The sequence below is a fragment of the Pseudonocardia sp. TRM90224 genome (assembly GCF_021245725.1).
In the GTDB taxonomy this organism is placed as follows: domain Bacteria; phylum Actinomycetota; class Actinomycetes; order Mycobacteriales; family Pseudonocardiaceae; genus Pseudonocardia.
In genome coordinates this window covers 18,303-31,711 of the sequence record NZ_JAJGSX010000067.1, presented here as the reverse complement: position 1 = coordinate 31,711, position 13,409 = coordinate 18,303, and the positions used below count along the sequence as shown (strand labels likewise).

13 protein-coding genes are annotated in these 13,409 nt (G+C 71.1%); 8 read left to right on the top strand and 5 right to left on the bottom strand.

The window, feature by feature from the left end:
• The first annotated feature begins 67 nt into the window (after positions 1-67).
• Entirely contained in the window at positions 68-1,327 is a 1,260-nt protein-coding gene (locus LL648_RS41420; protein ID WP_232668463.1) for an HNH endonuclease, read from the top strand.
• Here LL648_RS41420 and LL648_RS41415 read toward each other — a convergent pair.
• Genes LL648_RS41415 through LL648_RS41400 form a run of 4 tightly spaced genes read right to left on the bottom strand, consistent with a single transcriptional unit; the run spans position 1,306 to position 5,740 of the window.
• On the bottom strand, positions 1,306-3,192 hold the full coding sequence (locus tag LL648_RS41415; RefSeq protein WP_232668462.1) for a M20/M25/M40 family metallo-hydrolase: 1,887 nt from the start codon (positions 3,190-3,192) through the stop codon (positions 1,306-1,308). The genes LL648_RS41420 and LL648_RS41415 overlap by 22 nt on opposite strands.
• Positions 3,193-3,195: 3 nt before the next feature.
• Positions 3,196-3,963 (bottom strand): SDR family oxidoreductase, encoded by a 768-nt coding sequence (locus LL648_RS41410; protein ID WP_232668461.1) that lies wholly within the window; start codon positions 3,961-3,963, stop codon positions 3,196-3,198.
• Between the two features lie 9 nt (positions 3,964-3,972).
• Positions 3,973-4,893 carry a sulfotransferase gene (locus tag LL648_RS41405; protein WP_232668460.1) on the bottom strand — a complete coding sequence of 307 codons (921 nt, stop codon included), beginning with the start codon at positions 4,891-4,893 and terminating at the stop codon, positions 3,973-3,975.
• Positions 4,886-5,740, bottom strand: coding sequence for a family 3 encapsulin nanocompartment shell protein (locus tag LL648_RS41400; protein ID WP_232668459.1), 855 nt, complete (start codon positions 5,738-5,740; stop codon positions 4,886-4,888). Before LL648_RS41400 ends, LL648_RS41405 begins: the two co-directional genes overlap by 8 nt.
• A 232-nt stretch (positions 5,741-5,972) precedes the next feature.
• On the opposite strand from LL648_RS41400, the gene LL648_RS41395 reads away from it, so the two are divergent.
• The 7 genes from LL648_RS41395 to LL648_RS41365 are packed head-to-tail and all read left to right on the top strand — an operon-like array spanning position 5,973 to position 12,658.
• Positions 5,973-6,155: a lysine biosynthesis protein LysW gene (locus LL648_RS41395; RefSeq protein WP_232668458.1), complete on the top strand. Its 183-nt coding sequence runs from the start codon at positions 5,973-5,975 to the stop codon at positions 6,153-6,155.
• 28 nt (positions 6,156-6,183) lie between these two features.
• On the top strand, positions 6,184-7,047 hold the full coding sequence (locus tag LL648_RS41390; RefSeq protein WP_232668457.1) for a RimK family alpha-L-glutamate ligase: 864 nt from the start codon (positions 6,184-6,186) through the stop codon (positions 7,045-7,047).
• Complete coding sequence (argC, locus tag LL648_RS41385) at positions 7,044-8,069, top strand: N-acetyl-gamma-glutamyl-phosphate reductase (RefSeq protein WP_232668456.1); 1,026 nt, start codon at positions 7,044-7,046, stop codon at positions 8,067-8,069. The genes LL648_RS41390 and argC overlap by 4 nt, the downstream gene beginning before the upstream one ends.
• Before the next feature lie 18 nt (positions 8,070-8,087).
• Positions 8,088-8,945 carry a transketolase gene (locus tag LL648_RS41380; RefSeq protein WP_232668455.1) on the top strand — a complete coding sequence of 286 codons (858 nt, stop codon included), beginning with the start codon at positions 8,088-8,090 and terminating at the stop codon, positions 8,943-8,945.
• A complete protein-coding gene (locus LL648_RS41375) occupies positions 8,942-9,916 on the top strand; it encodes a transketolase family protein (RefSeq protein WP_232668454.1) in 975 nt (324 codons plus the stop codon). The genes LL648_RS41380 and LL648_RS41375 overlap by 4 nt, the downstream gene beginning before the upstream one ends.
• Positions 9,909-11,513: an AMP-binding protein gene (locus tag LL648_RS41370; RefSeq protein WP_232668453.1), complete on the top strand. Its 1,605-nt coding sequence runs from the start codon at positions 9,909-9,911 to the stop codon at positions 11,511-11,513. Before LL648_RS41375 ends, LL648_RS41370 begins: the two co-directional genes overlap by 8 nt.
• Entirely contained in the window at positions 11,510-12,658 is a 1,149-nt protein-coding gene (locus LL648_RS41365; RefSeq protein ID WP_232668452.1) for an acyl-CoA dehydrogenase family protein, read from the top strand. Before LL648_RS41370 ends, LL648_RS41365 begins: the two co-directional genes overlap by 4 nt.
• 40 nt (positions 12,659-12,698) lie before the next feature.
• On the opposite strand, the gene LL648_RS41360 is transcribed toward LL648_RS41365, so the two are convergent.
• Entirely contained in the window at positions 12,699-13,268 is a 570-nt protein-coding gene (locus tag LL648_RS41360; protein ID WP_232668451.1) for a CGNR zinc finger domain-containing protein, read from the bottom strand.
• Positions 13,269-13,409: the final 141 nt, after the last annotated feature.

Sequence of the window (13,409 nt, the reverse complement as noted above, 5' to 3'; positions counted from 1 at the left end):
TTTACCCAGGGGTGTGCGGAGCGAAATTGGACTGGCTATGGATCTTCGCCACGTCTAAAATGGAGATATGTCCGAGAGCCTGCAGGCCGCCTTCGACGGGGTGGCACAACTGCAGGTAGACACCCTGGTCGGGACGTTCGAAGAACGGTGTAGTGCGACCCGTGAGTTGGAGGTTCTGGGGCGTCGGGTGGACTTTGCGAGGGTTTGCGCGATCAGTGCTTTTGTTCGTGAGGGCGGCTTTCATGCGCGGGGGTACAGGTCGTCGATCCATGCGATCCGGGACTTGTGGAACCTCGATCACAACGATGCCCAGCGGTACGTGACAGCAGCGGAGCACGTCTGCCCTCGGATCACGCTGGACGGTCAGGTGTTGCCGCCGCGGCTGCCGGCCACGGCGGCGGCGTTCGAGGCCGGGGTGATGAGCCTGCGGCATGTCGAGAAGATCGTCCAGGTCCTCGGCTCGAAGGAGGCCGGGCGGTTGACGCCGGCGGACTGTGCATACGTCGAAGCGCAGCTCGCGGACCAGGCGGCGGTGTTCGACCCGCAAGGTCTCTTCACGCTGGGGATGCGGGTGGTCCGGTCGTTCGACCAGGACGGGCCCGAACCTGACGACGGCCCGGAGTCCGAGGTCAACGAGCTGACGATCACCCGCCATCCCGACCGGGCCGGCGGGACGATCAAGGGCCGGTTCGACAACCCGGTCCTGTTCGCCACCATCGCCACGCTGATCGACGCGAAGTCGAAGCCGACCACTAGCAATGATCAGCGCAGTGCTGGGCAACGGCAGGCTGAGGCATTGGCTGACGTTTGCGGGTACGTCCTCGACCACGGCGACGTCCCCCACGCCGGCGGGCACCGGCCGCACCTCAACGTGCACATCCCACTCGCAGAGCTGGAAACCCGGGTTCGGACTGCTGTCCTCGACTTCGGCGGCACTATCACCACGAAGGATCTGCGGCTGCTCGCCTGCAACGCAGGTGTCATCCCGATCGTCATGAACGGCGACAGTCAGCCACTCGACATCGGCCGCGCAAACCGGGTGATTCCCGACGGAATGCGCCGCGCCGTCGCAGCCCGTGACCGCGGATGCGCCCGTTGTGGTCGCCCGGCGAGTTGGTGCGACATCCACCATATTGTTGAGTGGCAGAACGGCGGACCGACCGAAGTCAACAATCTGGTGATGCTGTGCAAGGCACATCATCGGGAGATCCATGCCACCGAATGGTTCGTCCGAATAGTGGATGGGTTACCGGAGTTCATCCCACCCCGATGGGTGGATCCGGAGCAAAGGCCACGCCGAAAACCTCAGCCTGCCTTCATCGCATGACCGACCTGCGCGAACCAGTTCGCCACGGTCCGGTCCAGTACCTCCTGCGCCAGGCGGAGTTCTTGCGCGTCGATGTGTTCGTCAGGGCTGTGGTCGAGGGCGGCGTCGCCCGGCCCGTAGGCGACCATGGGGACGCCGTGCCACGTCGTGGCCAGCGTGTTCATGTCGCTGCTGCCCTTCTTGGTCAGGAACCGCGGGGCCACGCCGAGGCTTCGGAAGGCGCGGGAGAACGCGGTGACCAGCGGGCTCGACCGCGACGTCGTGACGCCCGGGGTCGCCCGCAGCGTGGTGACCTCCGCCGGCGCGGCCGCGGCGCGGACCAGCTCGGCGAGCTCGTGCACGTCGGTCGCCTGGGGCACCCGGATGTCCAGGACGGCCTCGCCCACCTGGACGTCGCCGCCGTTGCGGGCGTCGATGCCGAGCACTGCCGGCATCGCCTCCGGGGACGCCGCGGCGACCACCTCCCGCACCCGAGAGACGACGTCGACCAGCTGGTCGGCGGCCGTCCGCACCCCCTGGCCCGCCGTGTGCCCGACCGGCGACGTGACGGTGAGCCGCACCTTCAGCAGGCCGTTGTAGCCGATGGTCAACGCACGCGCGCCGCTCGGCTCCCCGATGACGACGGCATCAGCCGGGTAGGCGTCCCGCACGTGGAAGGCGCCCGCGCCGGTCATCTCCTCCTCGACCGCGCTGACGACGCGCACCTGCGCCCAGGGCGGGACCTCGACGGCGGCGAGGGTCTGCAGGAAGGCCACGAGGCTGCCCTTCGCGTCGACGCACCCCCGCCCGTACAGCGTCTCGCCGTCCCACCGGACCGGCCAGCGGTGCGGCACCGTGTCGAGGTGGCCGAGCATCAACAGCCGCTGCGGGCCCGAGCCGCGCACCGCGACGAGGTTGCCGGCCGGGTCGATCCCGGCGTTGATGCCGTGCTCGGTGCACCAGTCCAGCAGGTGGTCGGCGAGCTCCCGCTCGTCGGTAGAGACGGAGGAGATCTCGACGGCGTTCGACAGCAACGCGAACTGCGGGTCCGGCGCCACAGCGCGCCAGAAGCGGGTGCCGGACGCCGGGGAGAGCGCGTGCGGCCCGGTGATCGCGACGTCCGCGGCGCTGCCCGCGAGCGCGATCTCCGCCGCCCGCACCTTCTGCCGCATGCGGCCCTTGGCGTACGCCCCGCCCTCGCCCGCCGTGAGGCCGGCCAGCCGCGACGTCGGGTCCGCCGGATCGCTGAGCAGCCCCGGCGTGCCGGTGACCAGCCGCAGGTGGTCCGCGTCGAGCGCGTTCGCCAGCTCGGCGGCCAGCACGTCGGCGTCCACGTTCAACGCCGAACCGCCCGCCGCGTCGGCGACCGGCGGCGAGAGGCACACGACGTCGAAGGCGGCGAGGAGGGTTTCCAGCCGGGCGCGGTCGACGGCGGACACCACCCCGGCGCGGTGGTCGCGCACGATCACCGTCCGGCCGTTCTGGACGGCCCGGATCGGCGCGTTCGCGGTGGCGCACACCAGCCGGTCGTCCTGGGCGACGGCGGTGTGGGCCGTCAGCCCGCGATCGCGCAGCGCCCGCGCCACCCGCGGCAACGTGACCTGCTCATAGCTGTCGACGACGTGCGCCATCTCCTCCGGCGGGCAGAAGCGCACCTCGTCACCGTTGCGCAGGCGCAGCGAACGCACAGCACGGCCGATGCCGGAGTAGTGCTCCGCGATGCCGGCCGCGCCACCCGCCACGAGCAGCACCCGCGCGCCGCGCCGACGGATCTCGGCGAGCTCGTCGAACACGTTCTCGTGCCGAAGCGACGCACTGCCGATCTTGATGACGTGGAGCGGGGCCGGCCGGTTGCTGGCGACGTGCCCGAGCATGGTCGTGTCCATTCGTCAGATTCCGCGGGTGTTGCCGCCGTCGACCACCAGGACCGAGCCGGTGATGTAAGAGGCCTGCTCCCCGGAGAGGAAGGCGACGACGGCTCCGAAGTCCGCCGTGTCGCCGAGGCGCCCCAGCGGGATGCCGGCCGCCGTCGCCGCGAGCTTCGCCTCGACGTCGGCGCCGAACTGGCGATCGAGAATGGGTGTGCGGTGGTAACCCGGCGCGATGACGTTGACGGTGACGCCGTTGGGGCCCAGTGCGTGGACCAGCCCCTTCATGTGGCCGAGCAGGCCCAGCCGGGCGACGGACGACAGGCCGCTGGCCGCGGCGGGCTGCTTGATCGACTCGGAAGCGATCATCAGCATCCGGCCCCAGCCGGCCACCTTCATGATCGGCAGCGCGGCCAGCGTGATGGCGACGTGCGGCAGCAGGTTCTCCCCGATCGCCTCCCGGTAATCGGCGGCCCGGAAGTTGTCGATGGGGCCGAACGGCACGCCGCCCGTGTTGGTCACGACGATGTCGATGCCGCCGAACGCGTCCGCGGTCTGGGCGACCCACGCCGCAGCCGCCCGGTCGTCGCAGATGTCGACCGGAACGCTCAGCACGTCCCCCGGTCCCACCGCGTTGACCTCGGCGTGCGCCACGGCCAGCCGCACCCGGTCGCGGCCGCACAGCGCGACGTGCGCGCCTTCCGCGGCGAGCGCCTTCGCGGCGGCGAGCCCGAGACCGCTGCTCGACGCGGCCACGAGCGCGACGCGACCCTTGATCCCCAGGTCCATGAGCTTCCCTTACGTGATCGGCAGGAGCGGATAGCGGTAGCGCGCGAGCAGCGGCAGCGCGGTTGACGACGCGGCCGCGATCGCGCGGGTGCCGAGGTGCTTTCGCCAGCGGTCGTCGGCCTTGATCGGTCGCGATCCGCGGGACAGGCGGTCCGGGTTGCCCGTGACGGAGTGGTTCTCGCCGAGCGTCACGCGGCCGTGGGCATCGATCGGCGGCTCGCCGTCGAGACCGGCGAACCGCATGACCGCCGTCAACGCTGCACGCGGATCGGCGCACATGTCCTCGTGCCGGAGTCGCAGGTAGCGGTCGGGCGCCGCGCGCCCCAGCAGCTCCGACGCGGCGTTGAACGCGGTCCAGTAGGCGCTGCTGCGCGCCGGGCCGATGGGGTCGATGTAGGCCTTGGCCTGCCGGTAGGAGAACGCCGTCGGTCTGGGGTCGCGCACCATGTGCAGGATCCGGACGTCGACGTCGCGGCGGCCGAGCAGCGCGGCCGCCTCCGCGGGGTACTTGGAGCTGTCCACGACCAGCCGCTCGGCGCCGTGCTCCGCGAGCCGCCGGTAGATGGCGGCGGTCCGCGCGGTCGTCTCCAGGATCGGTTGGGAAGGGATGGCGCCGCCCTGCCAGTCGGCCAACCGCGCCCGCGTGTGCCGGGTGCGCAGGTAGCGCTGCTGCCGGGCGACCATCCGGGCCGCGGCCGCCGGCTCCGCGGTGTCGTCGGCACGCAGCGCGGACGACCAGACGGAGCACTCGGTCAGGTCGGCGCCGCAGCCGCAGGACGAGTTCGTGCCCTGCTTGAGGACGCCGTTGCGCCACAGGTAGTGCAGCTCGCCGACGTGCAGCACGCCGGGCAGCTCGTTCAGCACGTTGCCGAGCAGCGTGCTGCCGCTGCGCAGCCAGCCCGTGATGTAGAGGACCCGCGGCTCACTCATCGTCAGCAGCCCAGGACAGGGTCATCAGGTGCTGAGGCAAGTGCACGGCCAGCCCGATGCGGCTCGACGCCTCGATGACGTCGCCCCCGGCGCCGCGCAGCAGCTTGATGTGCGCAACACCCGGCAGCAGCAGCGTGAAGGCCGCCTTGAAGTCGCCCATCAGGATCCGGTCGCGCGGGATCATCCGCGTTCGCGACACCGTGATGCCCGCGACCTGCAGCCTGCTCAGCAGGCCGGTGCGGACCATCTCCCAATAAGCGAACGGGTGCGCGACGATGCCGTCGCAGGAGCCGCCGGTTTCCTCGACCTCGGCGGCCGTCTGGATGATCGCGCGTTCCATGTCGAGCGGCGAGTCGGTGCGCCGTGCGCCGGGCAGGTTCAGCAGGCCGACGATGGAGCCGTCGGCGGTCCCGGTGAGCAGCGACTGGTTCTCCACCACGGAGAGGCGGACGAGCACCCGGAAGTCGATGAACTGGGCGAGCAGCTCGGGATGGTCGAGCAACCCGGCCGGGACGGGCACCCGGGCGACGAGATCGGTCAGCGGCGTCTGCGCGAGCCGGGGCGCGAAGGCCGCCTCCGGCGTGGTCCGGTACGACGTGCCAGCGGCGCCGAGGGCACCCCGCGGCGGCTCGTGGACGAACGTCGCCGGCGCGTCGGGCACCGTCGCGGTCTTCAGCAGGTGCCGGACGGGGTAGCGCGGCCGCGACGCGAAGAGCGGGAACGCTGCGGGCAGGTGCTTGTCGAAATGCATCACCAGGCCATCGGGGTTCTGCCACGGGGTGATCTCTGCGGCGAATGCCTGACCGGGTGTGCGATCGAGGTCCGGGGCGGACAGCGTCTCTGTCACCTGCACTCCTTGCTCGTGATCGAAAGGCTTCGCTCCAGCCTAAGGTTTGTCGCCCGCAATCTCTGCGGAAAAGCCAGAAGCGCCGCTAATACTTGGAGCGGCGCCCGCTAATGACCCCGGGCATTAGCGCGACCAGGCCGGCCGAGTAGCGACGGTTATTGGATATCTGCGCCGGATCCTCCTAAATTCGTCCTTGCGGAACGGCAATACCGATGCAAAGGGGTGGCCAGTCATGCAGAACACCGTGTACGGCGCTGAGTGCCCGGAGTGCGCCACGGAGGTGCAGCTCCCGGCCGAGGCGTATGCGCACGAGATCCTCGAGTGCCTCGAGTGCCGCAGCGAGCTGGAGATCGAGTCGGTGCTGCCGCCGAAGGTCACGCTCGCTCCGGACGTCGAGGAGGACTGGGGCGAGTAGGGCGGCGGGCGAAGCGGGAGGAAAGCCGATGACCGCGCCGGATCTGCCGCGGGTGGGAATCCTCGGATCGCGGATGCGATTCGAGGAGAAGCTGATCATCGCGGCGCTGGAGAAGCGCAGGATCGCGTTCGAGTGGCTCGACCCCCGCGCGTTGTTCGTCACCGCCGGATCCGTCGCGGCGACGCCCGGGCTAGTACTCAACAGGGAGCTGGGGCATTACCGCGCGCTCTACGCCGCCAGCGCGCTGGAGGCGTCGGGGGTGACGGTGGTGAACACCGCCGCGGCGTCGACGGTCTGCGGCGACAAGTGGCGCACGTCGGCCGCGTTGGTCGCCGCCGGGATCCCGACCCCCACCACGACCCTGGCGATGTCGCCGGACGCCGCCCTGAAGGCGTTGGGCGAGATCGGCTACCCGGCCGTCATCAAGCCGCTCGTCGGGTCGTGGGGCCGGTTGGTCACCCTCGTCCGCGACGAGCCGATGGCGGCCGCGGTGCTGGAGCACATCGAGGCGCTGCCGTCGCCGCAGGCGCACATCGTGTACCTGCAGGCATTGGTTCCGAAGGCCGACCGGGACATCCGCGTGGTCGTCGTCGGCGGCGAGCCGCTGGGTGCGACGCACCGCACGAACGACGGGTGGCGCACCAACGTCGCCCGCGGCGCCGTGAGCGAGGTGTGCCCGCTGAGCGACGAGATCGCCGATCTCGCCCGGCGGGCCGCGGCCGCCGTCGGTGCGGACATCGCCGGCGTGGACCTGATCGAGGACGAGGAAGGACGGCTCACCGTGCTGGAAGTCAACGACCGTGTGGAGTTCAGAGGCTTCCAGGGCGCCCACACCGACATCGACGTCGCGGATCGCATCGTCGCCCTGCTCCTCGCGAGAGCCGAGTCGTGATCCGGGTCGCGGTCGTCGGCGCGGCCGGCTACATCGGCGGTGAGCTGCTGCGTGTGCTGCTCGCCCACCCGGACGTCGACCTCGCGGCGGTGACGTCGCGCGGTCTGCACGGGCGCCAGATCGACAACGTGCACCCGAACCTGCGCAACCGCACTCAGCTCGTGTTCTCCGCCGTGGAGGACCTCGGCCACTACGACGTCCTGTTCCTTGCGACCCCGCATCGCGAGACGATGGAGCGGATGCCCGAGTTCCTGGGCAGGGCCACCACGGTCATCGACCTCTCCGGCGACTTCCGGCTGGCCGACCCCGAGGTCTACGAGCAGTACTACGGCCTGCCGCACGTCGCGCCCGAGCTGCTCGGCACCTTCGTGCCCGGGCTGCCCGAGCTGAACCGCGAGGCGCTGCGCACTGCCGACCGGATCAGCGTGCCCGGCTGCATGGCGAACGCCGGGATCCTGGCGCTCACCCCACTGGCCCGAGCCGGCCTGGTGACCGACCGGATCATGGTCGACGCGCGCACCGGATCCAGCGGCTCCGGCGCCCGGGCCGGCGTGGAGAACCTGCACGCCGAACGCAGCGGCGCGTTGCGCGTCTTCGCTCCCACCCGGCACCGGCACGAGGCGGAGATCGCCCAGGCGACCGGCCTGCCGGTGCGCATGACGGCCACCGGCGTCGAGGCCGTGCGCGGCGTCCAGCTGCTCTGCCAGGCCCGCCTGGCCGACGGGGTGGGTGAGCGGGAGATCAGGTCGGTCTACCGCGCCGCCTACGCGGACGAGCCGTTCGTCCGGATCGTCGCGCACCGCCGGGGCATGCACCGGTTCCCCGACGCCAAGATCCTCTCCGGCTCGAACTTCTGCGACATCGGGTTCGCGCTCGACCGCGGATCGCCGGACGTCACGGTGATCGCTGCGCTGGACAACCTGGTCAAGGGCGGCGCGGGCAACGCCGTGCAGTGCATGAACGTCCGCTATGGCCGGCCAGAGCGCCACGGCCTCGAGTTCACCGGCCTACATCCGAACTGACCCATGGAGGACGGTGCCATGAGCAGCACCTTGATCGAGTACCCCGGCTCCCCGCCGGTGCGTCCGGCCGACCTCGACGAGATCACGATCCGCATCAGGGAGCACATCCTCGCGATGTGCGCCGGTCCGGAGGGCGGGCACGTCGGCGGCTCCATGTCGCTGGTCGAGATCCTCGCGGCGCTCTACTTCCGGGTGCTGCTGGTCGACCCGCACGAGCCGCGGATGCCCGAGCGCGACGTGCTGCTGCTGAGCAAGGGGCACGGCGGGATCGCCCTGTACGCCGTGCTGTGCGAGGCCGGGTTCTTCCCGGTCGAGCGGCTCAAGCGCTACTGCGCCCCGGGGAGCACGATGATGGCGCACCCGAGCACCGCCGTGCCGGGTGTCGAGATGCCCACCGGGTCGCTGGGCCACGGGCTCGGCCTCGGGGTCGGGTTCGCCCTCGCCGCGAAGCTCGATGGCACGGACCGCCGCACCGTCGTCGTCATGGGCGACGGGGAGCTGCAGGAGGGTTCGGTCTGGGAGTCCGCCGCGGTGGCATCGGCCCAGGGGCTGGCGAACCTGGTTGCGGTCATCGACCGCAACGGGCTGCAGATCACCGGCGAGACCGACACGATCACGAGCCTCGAACCGCTGGCGGACCGATGGAGGGCGTTCGGCTGGCGGGTCCTCGAAGTCGACGGGCACGACGTGGAGGCGCTCGCAGACGCCTTCTCGGCTGCGCCGGTCGTCGACCGGCCGACCGTCGTCATCGCGCACACGGTGAAGGGCAAGGGCATCCCCGCGGTCGAGAACCAGGCCCGCAGCCACTACGCCCGGCTGAGCCCACGCCAGCACCGCAGTGCTGTCGCGGCGCTGCGCGCGGGACGGCCGTCATGACCGGCCTCGCGGTCGTCGCGCCACCGGAGGCGAAGGCGCGCTCGTCGCGTGAGGTCTATCGCGACGTCCTCGTCGAGCTGCTGCCCGTAGACGAGCGGCTCGTCTGCCTCGACACCGACACCGGGTTGTTCAGCGGCATCGACTTCGGCGAGGCGGCCGACCGCTACGTCAACCTCGGGATCGCCGAGCACACCCTCATGACGGCGGCAGCGGGGCTGGCGAAGTCCGGCCGCGTCCCGTTCGCGAACACCATGGCCGCGTTCGCGTCGTCCAGGGCGGTCGAGGCCGTGAAGATCGACATCGCGTACAACGACCTGCCGGTGCGGATCGCCGCGACCCACTCGGGAGTGTCGGCGGGGCACCTCGGGCCCACCCACCACGCCCTCGAAGACCTGGCGGTGATGCGCGCGCTGCCGAACATGACCGTCGTCGTCCCGAGTGATGCGGCCTCCACAGACACGTTGGTGCGCCAGGCGATGGCGCTGCCGGGCCCGGTCTACCTGCGGCTCGGCCGCAACGCCACGCCGGACATGCCGGACGGCCCGCCGGTGCGGCTCGGTCAGGCGCAGGTGCTGCGCCAGGGCGCCGACATTACGATCGCGGCCTGCGGGCCGTACCCCGTGCTGGCCGCCTTCGAGGCCGCGGACGTGCTGGCGGACCGCGGCATCGAGGCCACCGTCCTGCACGTGCACACGGTGAAGCCGCTCGACGTCGCAACGCTCGCGGCCGCGGCCGACGTCACCGGGACGGTCATCACCGTCGAGGAGCACTGGCGTGCCGGGGGCTTCGGCTCCGCCGTCGCCGAGGCGCTGACCGAGCTCATGCCCGTGCGGGTGCACCGGATGGGGCTGCCCGACCAGTTCGTCGGCGTCGCCGGGTCGCAGCGCAGCCTGATCGAGCGGGCGGGCATCACGGCCTCGGCGATCGTCGCCCAAGCCACAAGAACCCGACGGGAGGCTGGTCATGACTGACTCCTATCGAGCCGCGGGATGGTGGCGCGACGGGACCGTCCTCGACGACCTGCGGCGTGCGGTCGCCGTGACCCCGGACAAGACCGCGCTGGTCTGCCACGGATCCGGCGGCCGGGTCGCGTTGACCTACCGCGAACTCGCGGACGAGGTCGAGTGCATCGCCGGCAACCTGCACCGCCTCGGCGTGCGTCACGGCGAGGTCGTCACGATGCAGCTGCCCAACTCGTGGCAGCTGGTCGCGAGCGTGCTGGCGTGCGCGCGGATCGGCGCGATCGCCGGGCCGATCGTCCCGATCATGCGCCGGCGCGAGGTCGAGTTCATGGTCGGGCTCACCGAGAGCCCCGTGTACCTGGCCGCGGCCGAGTTCCGCGGGTTCGACTTCGACCGGATGAGCGCCGGTGTCGCGGCGGCCGTGCCCACCCTGCGGCACCGGATCCTGCTGGGCGGCGATGGCGCCAGCGGCGCGCTGGACTTCGACCGCGAGCTGCTGGCAGGCGGGGCGTCGCTGGAGGGCGCGGTCGAGGCCGGCGCCGACGATCTCGCGCAGGTCATGTTCACCTCCGGAACGACCGGCGAGCCGAAGGGTGTTGTGCACAGCCACAACACTCTGTACTCGATGAACAAGGCGCAGGCGGACGTGCTGGACCTCGACGCGTCCGAGGTGACGGCGATGGGGTCGCCGACGACGCACCAGGCCGGCTACACCTGGAACTTCCTCATGCCGCTGCTGCTGGGCGCGACGGCCGTTCAGGTCGACCACTGGGATGCGGAGGCGGTGCTGCGCCTCCTCGCCGAGGAGCGGGTCACGTTCTTCATGGGCGCTCCGCCCTTCCTCGCGGACCTCATCGAGGCGCAGCGAGCCGCGCCGCTCGACCTCTCCGGGCTGAAGGCCTTCGCGACCGGCAGCGCGCCCGTGCCGCCGGTGCTCGCCGAGCAGTGCGCCGAGGTGCTCGGCTGCCGGCTCTACGCGCTGTGGGGCATGACGGAGAACGGCTGCGTCACGATCACCCGCCCGGAGGAGCCGGCGAAACGCGCCACCGAGAGCGACGGCACGGTGGTGCCGGGCATGCAGGTCCGCATCGTCGACCCGCAGGACGGCCGGCCCGTGGCCGCGGGCCGCTCCGGGTCGTTGCAGGTCCGCGGATCGGCGCAGTGCCTCGGCTACCACCGTCGCGACGACGTCTATGCGGCGTGTCTGACGGCGGACGGCTGGTTCGACACCGGCGACCTGGCGCGCGCCGACGGCTACGGCGGGATCCGCATCACCGGCCGCGTCAAGGATCTGATCGTTCGTGGTGCGGAGAACGTGCCCGCCATCGAGGTCGAGGCGGCGTTGCTGCGGCACCGGGACGTCAAGGACGTCGCTGTTGTCGGATATCCCGACAAACGGCTCGGCGAGCGTGCGTGCGCGGTGTTGGTGACCCGCGGCGACCCGTTGCCGATGTCCGAGATCCAGCGCCACCTTGCTGACCTCGGAATGGCCAAGCAGTACTGGCCGGAACGCTTGCAGTTCACGTCCGAGCTGCCCCGGACGCCGTCCGGGAAGATCCAGAAATTCGCCCTGCGGGATCAGCTTCGCGCTCAGTTGGGAGCATGATGAGATTCGGGTTCTCGGCCGAGCAGCAGATCTTCGCCAAACGATCCGCCGAATTCGCGGCCAAGCACGTCGCCCCGTTCCGCCGCGATCACGACCAGCGCGGTCGTTACCGCGACGGGCTGATCGCCGAGATGGGCGCGCACGGCTTCTTCGGGTTGCGGGTGCCCGTCGAGCACGGCGGGCTGGGGCTCGACGCGACGAGCACGGGCATCGCGCTCGAAGAGCTCGCCGCTGCCGACCTGTCCGTGTGCTTCCCGGTGCTCAACGCGGCGCTGACGGCCGACGTGCTCATCGGCAGCGCCACCCCCGAGCAGCTGCGGCGGTGGTTGCCGGCGATTGCGTCCGGTGGGGCGCTGGTCGCGGTCTGCCTCACCGAGCCCGGCCACGGCACCGACGCGGCCAACATCGTCATGCGGGCCACACCCGACGGCGACGGCTGGGTGCTGAACGGCACGAAGGCCTCGATCATGTCGACGGCCTACGCCACCCACGGCCTGGTCTTCGCGCGGACAGGGGAGCAGGGCGCGCACGGCGTCACCGCCTTCTACGTGCCCCTCGACGAGGCGCACGTGACCCGGGAGCGGTGCGACGACCTCGGCTGCCGGGCCGGCGGTCGCGGCAACCTCGTCTTCGACGGTCTGCGGGTCGGGCCCGAGGACGTCGTCGGTGGGCCCGGCGCTGGGTTCGTGCAGGTCATGCGCGGTTTTGCGTTCTCGCGCGCGCTGATCGCGCTGATGGCGATCGCGGTCGGTCGGGTCTCCCTCGACGAGGCGGCCGAGCATGCGGCGCGCCGCGAGGCGTTCGGCCGGCCGCTCTCCACCTTCCAGGCGGTCGCGTTCCCGCTGGTCGAGCACATCACGCAGCTGCATGCCGCGCGGCTGGTCTCGTTCGAGGCGCTGTCGATGGCGGACGCCGGCCTCGACCCGCGGGTGTCGTCGAACATGGCCAAGTGGTGGGCGCCGAAGGCGGCGATGGAGGCCGTGCACCAGTCGTTGCTGACCCTCGGGCACGTCGGCTGGTCGGAGGACGGGCCCGTCGCGCAGCGCCTGCGGGACGTCATCGGGCTGCAGCTCGCGGACGGCACCGCGGCCGCCACCAAGCTGGTGCTGGCCCGGAACCTGTTCGGGAAGCAGCTCGCGCCCTGATCTAGGAGCACCGAAGGGCTGACGTCGGCTGCGGCCGGGGTCAGCCCTTCGTCTGTTGAGTCTGTTTCCCCTGCCGGTAGACGGTCATCTTCGACCTGGTGCCGCAGACGGCCATCGAGCACCACCTGCTGGCCCGGTTGCGGGACCGGTCGTAGAACGCCCATTCGCACCGGTGTTCCTTGCAGGCCTTGAGGCGCTGCCACGAGCCGTCCCCGACCGCGGCGACGACCGAGGCCAGCACCGTGCCGAACACCTCGCGCACGTCACCCCGCGCGGGGGCGAGGCCGAGGGCGCCGGTGTCGTCGAACTGCGCGACGAGCGGGCTGTTGCGGGCGATGTGCTCGACGGTCCGGCGGGCACCCGTGGCGGGCTCGCCGCCGTTGTTCTCGCGGAGCAGGGCCCGCAGCGCTTCGCGGAGCGCAACCGCGTCGCCGCGGTCGAGGTCGTCGGCCGCCACGCCGACGAACCCGTTGCGGCCGAGCCAGCGGTCGAAGCCTTCGACGGTCGCGAACTCGTCGGGGCCGAACTCGACGTTGATGCTGTTGACGAACGACTGCACCAGTTCGAGGCCGCCAGGTGCGGTGTCCCGGTCGCCTGGCTGTGCTCTCATCTCGGAGATGCTACCGGCGAGTGCGCGTCGCCGGTAGGCGTTCGTGCGGCTGAGCGGTGTCGGATCGGCACCCGATTCGAGAAGTAGGCCTAATCGCGATGCCGTTGCCGCGGCCTCGTTACCGGCTTAACGTTTTCGTTA

Excerpts from the sequence above, each read along its gene's own strand:
- LL648_RS41420 (WP_232668463.1), top strand. The coding sequence starts at position 68 with ATGTCCGAGAGCCTGCAGGCCGCCTTCGACGGGGTGGCACAACTGCAG.
- LL648_RS41415 (WP_232668462.1), bottom strand. The coding sequence starts at position 3,192 with ATGGACACGACCATGCTCGGGCACGTCGCCAGCAACCGGCCGGCCCCG.
- LL648_RS41410 (WP_232668461.1), bottom strand. The coding sequence starts at position 3,963 with ATGGACCTGGGGATCAAGGGTCGCGTCGCGCTCGTGGCCGCGTCGAGC.
- LL648_RS41405 (WP_232668460.1), bottom strand. The coding sequence starts at position 4,893 with ATGAGTGAGCCGCGGGTCCTCTACATCACGGGCTGGCTGCGCAGCGGC.
- LL648_RS41395 (WP_232668458.1), top strand. The coding sequence starts at position 5,973 with ATGCAGAACACCGTGTACGGCGCTGAGTGCCCGGAGTGCGCCACGGAG.
- LL648_RS41390 (WP_232668457.1), top strand. The coding sequence starts at position 6,184 with ATGACCGCGCCGGATCTGCCGCGGGTGGGAATCCTCGGATCGCGGATG.
- LL648_RS41380 (WP_232668455.1), top strand. The coding sequence starts at position 8,088 with ATGAGCAGCACCTTGATCGAGTACCCCGGCTCCCCGCCGGTGCGTCCG.
- LL648_RS41375 (WP_232668454.1), top strand. The coding sequence starts at position 8,942 with ATGACCGGCCTCGCGGTCGTCGCGCCACCGGAGGCGAAGGCGCGCTCG.
- LL648_RS41370 (WP_232668453.1), top strand. The coding sequence starts at position 9,909 with ATGACTGACTCCTATCGAGCCGCGGGATGGTGGCGCGACGGGACCGTC.
- LL648_RS41365 (WP_232668452.1), top strand. The coding sequence starts at position 11,510 with ATGATGAGATTCGGGTTCTCGGCCGAGCAGCAGATCTTCGCCAAACGA.
- LL648_RS41360 (WP_232668451.1), bottom strand. The coding sequence starts at position 13,268 with ATGAGAGCACAGCCAGGCGACCGGGACACCGCACCTGGCGGCCTCGAA.